Source organism: Gilliamella sp. B14384G10 (assembly GCF_016101685.1).
Classification (GTDB): domain Bacteria; phylum Pseudomonadota; class Gammaproteobacteria; order Enterobacterales; family Orbaceae; genus Gilliamella; species Gilliamella apis_A.
On record NZ_JACFQA010000003.1, the window covers coordinates 272,260 to 278,760 of the forward strand.

Annotated in this window: 4 protein-coding genes and 1 pseudogene; 2 read left to right on the top strand and 3 right to left on the bottom strand. The window is 34.8% G+C overall.

What is annotated here, in order from left to right; genetic code table 11:
- The first annotated feature begins 13 nt into the window (after positions 1–13).
- Together H3T54_RS09590 and mnmE are read left to right on the top strand one after the other, a co-directional pair.
- A complete protein-coding gene (locus H3T54_RS09590; RefSeq protein ID WP_198222272.1) occupies positions 14–613 on the top strand; it encodes a YdcF family protein in 600 nt (199 codons plus the stop codon).
- A 94-nt stretch (positions 614–707) separates the two neighbouring features.
- On the top strand, positions 708–2,069 hold the full coding sequence (gene mnmE, locus H3T54_RS09595; RefSeq protein ID WP_198222274.1) for a tRNA uridine-5-carboxymethylaminomethyl(34) synthesis GTPase MnmE: 1,362 nt from the start codon (positions 708–710) through the stop codon (positions 2,067–2,069).
- Between the two features lie 194 nt (positions 2,070–2,263).
- On the opposite strand, the gene H3T54_RS09600 is transcribed toward mnmE, so the two are convergent.
- The 3 genes and pseudogenes from H3T54_RS09600 to H3T54_RS09610 form a co-directional block, all read right to left on the bottom strand.
- Positions 2,264–3,688 carry an MFS transporter gene (locus H3T54_RS09600; RefSeq protein WP_232351551.1) on the bottom strand — a complete coding sequence of 475 codons (1,425 nt, stop codon included), beginning with the start codon at positions 3,686–3,688 and terminating at the stop codon, positions 2,264–2,266.
- Positions 3,689–3,704: 16 nt separating this feature from the next.
- Positions 3,705–4,877 carry a M20 aminoacylase family protein gene (locus H3T54_RS09605; protein ID WP_198222276.1) on the bottom strand — a complete coding sequence of 391 codons (1,173 nt, stop codon included), beginning with the start codon at positions 4,875–4,877 and terminating at the stop codon, positions 3,705–3,707.
- Between the two features lie 413 nt (positions 4,878–5,290).
- Positions 5,291–5,868, bottom strand: a pseudogene (locus H3T54_RS09610) (RNA 2'-phosphotransferase).
- Positions 5,869–6,501: the final 633 nt, after the last annotated feature.

The window sequence follows — 6,501 nt, forward strand, 5'->3', positions numbered from 1 at the left end:
TTAGATGATAATCATGAAATTAATTAGATGGTTACTGATATTAATACTATTTTATTTTATTCTTTGTAATATTATTATTTTTATTTTTGCTTACCAAAAACCAGCAGCGAATGCTGATACTCTGGTGGTATTAGGTTCACAAGTCGTGGGCACTCCAGCACAAGCTCCTTTAACGTTACAAATTCGCTTGAATACTGCGATCAATTATTTACAAGCTAATCCCAATACAAAAGTGATTGTATGTGGGGGGCAGGGTAGTGATGAATCGGCGACTGAAGCGAGCGTGATGGCTGATTATTTAATCCAAAAAGGTATTGAACCTTCAAGGGTCTATTTAGAAGATAGATCAAGGCGAACAGCACAACAATTTGTGTATGCTAATCAAGTTTTGCCATTAGGAAAGACCGTTGTGGTAACTAATGATTTCCATATTTTACGTTCAATCATGTTAGCTAAACGATCCAATATTGGTGATATTTCAGGTTTGTCAGCACCATTAAGTTATAGTAATTTTGATAAATATATTGCCATGATAAGAGAACCATTAGCTTTACTTAACTCATGGTTATTTGATCATCCCTTAGATTATGTTGAAACTAAACTTGATAATTAATTGGTCTTATTGCTTCAGACTATTTCACTTTACAGATTTTTAATGGTTGTCGTGGTATGATTAACCATTGCTATTTAAATTAAAATTGATAAATATGAATACAGATACAATTGTTGCACAAGCGACACCTCCCGGTCGTGGTGGTGTCGGAATATTGCGTGTTTCGGGCCCTAAAGCGCAAGATATTGCTAAAGCCGTTTTAGGTATTTTACCTAAGCCGCGTTATGCTCATTATTTACCTTTTTTAGCATCGGATGGTACAACCTTAGATGAAGGGATTGCTTTATTTTTTCCCAATCCACACTCATTTACTGGTGAAGATGTGCTTGAACTACAAGGGCATGGTGGTCCAGTTATTTTAGATTTACTATTAAAACGTATTTTAGATATTCCTGGTGTGCGGATTGCAAGGCCGGGTGAATTTTCAGAGCGAGCTTTCTTAAATGATAAATTGGATTTAGCACAAGCCGAAGCTATCGCAGACTTAATAGATGCCAGCTCAGAGCAAGCAGCAAAATCAGCCTTATCATCTTTACAAGGGGTATTTTCTAAAAAAATTAATACACTGGTTGAATCATTAATTCACCTACGTATTTTTACTGAAGCTGCTATTGATTTTCCAGAGGAAGAGATAGACTTTTTATCTGATGGGAAAATAGCGGCAGAACTTGAGCAAGTCATACAACGATTAAATGAAGTCCGTCAAGAAGCTAAACAAGGTTCATTATTGCGTGAAGGCATGAAAGTCGTCATAGCGGGTAGACCTAATGCTGGTAAATCAAGTTTACTTAATGCATTAGCAGGACGAGATGCCGCTATCGTAACGGATATAGCTGGAACAACGCGCGATGTTTTACGTGAACATATCCATATTGATGGAATGCCTTTACATATAATCGATACTGCCGGCTTACGCGAAGCTAGTGATGAAGTTGAACGTATTGGTATTGAGCGAGCATGGCAAGAAATTGATCAAGCCGATCGCGTTTTATTTATGGTCGACAGTACAACAACTAATGAGACAAATCCTGAAAAACTCTGGCCAGAATTTATTGAACGTTTACCGAAAAACATGCCTGTCACAGTTATTCGCAACAAAGCTGATTTAACTGGTGAACCATTAGGTTATAGCGAACAAAATGGCTATTGTCTTATTCAATTATCAGCAAGAACTGGTGAAGGTATTACATTATTACGTGATCATCTCAAACAGGTTATGGGCTTTACTAGTAGCACCGAAGGTGGTTTTCTGGCTCGACGTCGACATCTACAAGCACTTGAGAAAGCAGCAGAGCATTTAAATAATGGTCAATATCAACTTACCACATTCCATGCTGGCGAACTATTGGCGGAAGAACTTAGATTGGCTCAAGAAGCGCTAAGTGAAATTACTGGTGAATTTACGTCTGATGATTTATTAGGACGAATATTCAGTTCATTCTGTATTGGCAAATAAGTTTTATCTACAGATAACTAAATATTTTAAACAGATCTTTCAATTTCAAAACCTATATAATTTTTTAAGTTATATGGGTTTATTTTTCAGTGTTTGTAAAAATTGTTTTATAAAAGTTTTAATTAAAAAACAGGGATAGATGCGAAAAAATTTATCCCTGTTAAAATTCAAAATGATAAAAAAGTTATGCTGACTTATTTATTTTTGCCGGCATTATTGGGTACTAAAATTAAAATCGAAATAAAACATAACAGACAAAAGCCAACATTAATCCACAATCCAATTGCTGCTGCTGTGGCGATACTTTGACCGCTGGCAATAACTGCAGCATAGGTTGAGGCTGAAATAGCGACACCAAATGCACCACCTAATGAACTTGCCATTTTATATATTCCTGATGCAACACCAACTTTATCTTCTGGAGCACTAGTTATTGCGGTATCAATTGATGGTGTAGCATAAAAGCCTAAGCCAAGACCCAATAAAATATAGCCAGCGAACACCGAAATAATATAAAACATATCGGGTAAGAAAGTCAGCGTCATCAAAGCAATACCCGAACCGGTAATTAACGGCCCGAGTAACATTGGTTTTTTCGCCCCGACTTTTTGTAAGATCTTTTCACCAACTCGAATCATACATAAAACCGAAACTAAATAACCTATGGTCAATAATCCATTTTCGAAAGGGGTAAAGCCTCTTCCTTGTTGGGTATAAGTACTGGCTACAATTAATGTACCAGCAACAGAATTAAGTAGAAAGTTAGATAAGGTAGCTCCACGATAAGGGACGTTCTTAAACAGTGAAAAATCTATAAATGCGCCATTAGCTTTACGATTTTCTATAACAAAAAATAAAATCAGAAAAAACAAACATATCGTAGCGAGTGATAATGTCATTACACTAGTCCAACCAAAAGTAGATCCTTTGGTGATGACAAGGTTTAACGTAACTAAAGTGATCACAAAAACGAATAGCCCAACATAATCAAATTTGGGCAAACTTGATGGATCGTCAATTTTAGTTTCTGGTGTCCCTTTCAATAACAGCATACCTAACACAGCACAGATGATTGAGATAATAAAAATCCATTGCCACCCCAAATAAGTGGCTATTGCTCCACCGGCAAGTACACAAGTTCCTGAACCACCCCAAGAGCCAATTGACCAAAAACTCAATGCTCGTTGACGATCTTTACCTTCATAATAGGTTTTCACTAATGCCAACGTCGATGGCATAATACAAGCAGCAGATAAGCCTTGAATAATCCGACCAATGGTAAAAAGTACTTCACCTCGGGCTAAGATCAAACAAAGACAACCAATAATACTTAAAATAAAACCTAAATAGGTAAAACGAACTCGGCCAAAGCGATCAGCGAGTCCGCCAGCAACGACAATAAAACAACCTGAAAACAGCGCGGTTAAACTGACGGCTAAATTGAACGATGCAGGAGTAATACCGATACTATGTTGAACAGCCGGCCCAACATTGACGATAGACTGAGCAAAAAGCCAAAAAGTAATCACCCCTAATACAATACCTAAAGTTAATCGGTGATAACCTTTAAACTGCTTTGCTGGAGAATTTTTTGAATTTGACATATTTATTTTTGACATAGCTGCACATTAATCCTTATATGTTTAAATAGCTTTCAGTTAATGCCACCCAATATGATGCAGCGGTAACAATACATTTATCATTAAAATCATAACCAGGATTATGCACACTACAAAAACCGGGTTCATCGCCATTACCTATAATCATATAGCAGCCATTAGGATTACTTTCTAACATAAAAGCAAAATCTTCACTGCCCATAAAAGGATGACAATTATCATGCACGCGATCTTCACCGACTAATTTTTGTGCGACTTCTAATGCAAATTTGGTTGCATCTGCACCATTATTTAATACCGGACTACCATTCACATGCTCAATTTGTACTGAGGCGCCAAAACTTTCTGCTTGCGCAGTTGCAACTTCGCTAATCCGTTTAAGTAATAAAGCACGAGTATCGTTATCCAGTGCTCTAACCGTTAACTTCATTAGTGCATCGCTATTAACAACATTCGGCGCTTCACCTGATTGAATACAACCAATCGTGATAACGGCTTGCTCAAATGGTGACACATTACGAGAAACAATGCTTTGTAAGGCTGTGCCGATATAACAAGCGACAAGCGTTGCATCAATCCCTCTTTCTGGCATTGCACCATGGGCACCTTTACCTTTAATATGAATATGGATCGTATCGGATGAAGCCATAAGTGCGCCGGCTTTGAAATAAAAATGACCTTCTTTAAAACCTGGCATGTTGTGGATACCGAAAATAACATCGCAAGGAAATTGTTTAAATAAACCGTCATCAACCATTACTTTTCCACCATATAACAACTCTTCAGCTGGTTGAAAAATAACATGCAAAGTGCCATCAAAGTGACGGGTTTCGGCAAGATATTTGGCTGCACAAAGCAAAATAGTGGTATGACCATCATGGCCACAACCATGGAATTTACCATGAGTTTGACTGCTCCACGGTTTTCCTGATGCTTCAATAATAGGTAGTGCATCCATGTCGGCTCTAATACCAATTTTTTTATCACTAGAGCCATTTTTTAAAACACCAACCACACCGGTTTTTGCTAAACCACGATGTACTTCATAGCCCCATTCAGCCAATTTACTTGCCACTAAATCGCTGGTTTTATGTTCTTCAAAACCTAATTCAGGATGTTGGTGAATTTGATGGCGAATATCAATAAACTCTTGCTCTGTTTTTCTAATCGTTTCCATAATATGCTGCATTTTAGGCTCCTAATTAACCTGAATATCGTTATGAAAAAAATAAAAAGAAGGGAACTACACATCTAAACTATGATTAAAACTATGATTAAATGTAAAACCTGCAAACAACTTAATCAGTAAAACAGTTTAGATGAATAAATATACAATAACTGCTATTCTTATGAATGTCGATGATTTCTATAAAGGAATATTTGAAAATTGTTATGTCGAACTAGCATTGAGATATGATTTGATCGAAAGAATGAGCAAAAAATACTTTAAACTAATCATATTATTATCTATTTTTAAAAGTAGTTTTAACTAACAGCGATGTTTTCATTAATTTAGTTAATTAATCTGAATGTCAGTAATACCCTAATCAATTCTTTTTGCACATTGACTAGAAATTATTTTTTCAATGATGCAGATTTAATTTAAATAACTTCTAAAAATTGGCTTGGTACATTCTTCGTTAACCAAACGCCATTATCGGCTAAATAAAACTTAATACCTTGTTGATACATAATTAAAGCACTAACTCTTAATACAACTGGTTTTCCATGACGTTTACCAACGGCTATAGCTGTTTTTTTATCATTTGAAAGATGAACATAATGACGTTCGCCCGCAATCAAACCTTGTTGAATGATTGAATCTAGAAAACGGGTTGCTGTACCATGATATAAATATTCAGGTGGGATTTTTTCTACATGTACTATATTTACTTGATTAGTCGAATGTCCTTGAGCTGCTCGTATTTTCAAGCCATCTTCGGACAGAGTAAAGCGTTTTTTATCACTAGTTATAACGACTTGGCTAATTAAATCTTGCGACAGTTGTTGACGATGTTTATTCGCTTGCCGAATTAAAACATCTATTCCAACCCAACCCAACCATTACTATCTAATGTGATACCTATAGATTCTGGTTTATGCCTTAAAACATAGCTTAAAAACTTACTAATGTTCTCTAAATCTCTAGTCGTGCGCTTAATATTTGACTTCTTGCTCATGTGCTAAATATTTTTACTATCAAATCATAAGTTAGATGCTATCTTTTATTAAAAGGAATACAAGGTATATTTATAAAAAATGTTAAATAATAATAAAGAAATGGTCTCTGTAGATTCCATAATTGAATATGAATCTAATTTCAGTTTTGTTGCTTTTGATTAGTTTAATAATGCTACATAATACATTGCAGATAATTTTGACAAGATAGTTTTTTAAGTATTCTTACTTATAAAAAATTCCGGATATTTCTTCAATGGTTAAATTGGCATAGTATATTTAATAGAATGTAAACTTATTTTCATAAAATTGAAGTTAAGCGTAATGGTTTATTAAATAATAATTACTATTATTTAATTCCAAAAGGCAAAAAGGATCATTTTAAATGATAAAGATCCTAGCTTTATCATCAATATATCTTCGTCATTTTGTTGTCACTCATCTAACCACGCTGTACTAAATATAAACATAAAATCAGAGTAATCAATTGATTAATAGAATAAATGTATTTAAAAAATTTAAACAAAATCCCCAAAACATTTATTACTGATGTTTATAAAAAAAGGAGCGGTTAATCGAATAAGTAATTGAAATAAACAATACGAATGATATTGAATATATCATTAAAAGATATT

Excerpts from the sequence above, each read along its gene's own strand:
- H3T54_RS09590 (WP_198222272.1), top strand. The coding sequence starts at position 14 with ATGAAATTAATTAGATGGTTACTGATATTAATACTATTTTATTTTATT.
- mnmE (WP_198222274.1), top strand. The coding sequence starts at position 708 with ATGAATACAGATACAATTGTTGCACAAGCGACACCTCCCGGTCGTGGT.
- H3T54_RS09600 (WP_232351551.1), bottom strand. The coding sequence starts at position 3,688 with ATGTCAAAAATAAATATGTCAAATTCAAAAAATTCTCCAGCAAAGCAG.
- H3T54_RS09605 (WP_198222276.1), bottom strand. The coding sequence starts at position 4,877 with ATGCAGCATATTATGGAAACGATTAGAAAAACAGAGCAAGAGTTTATT.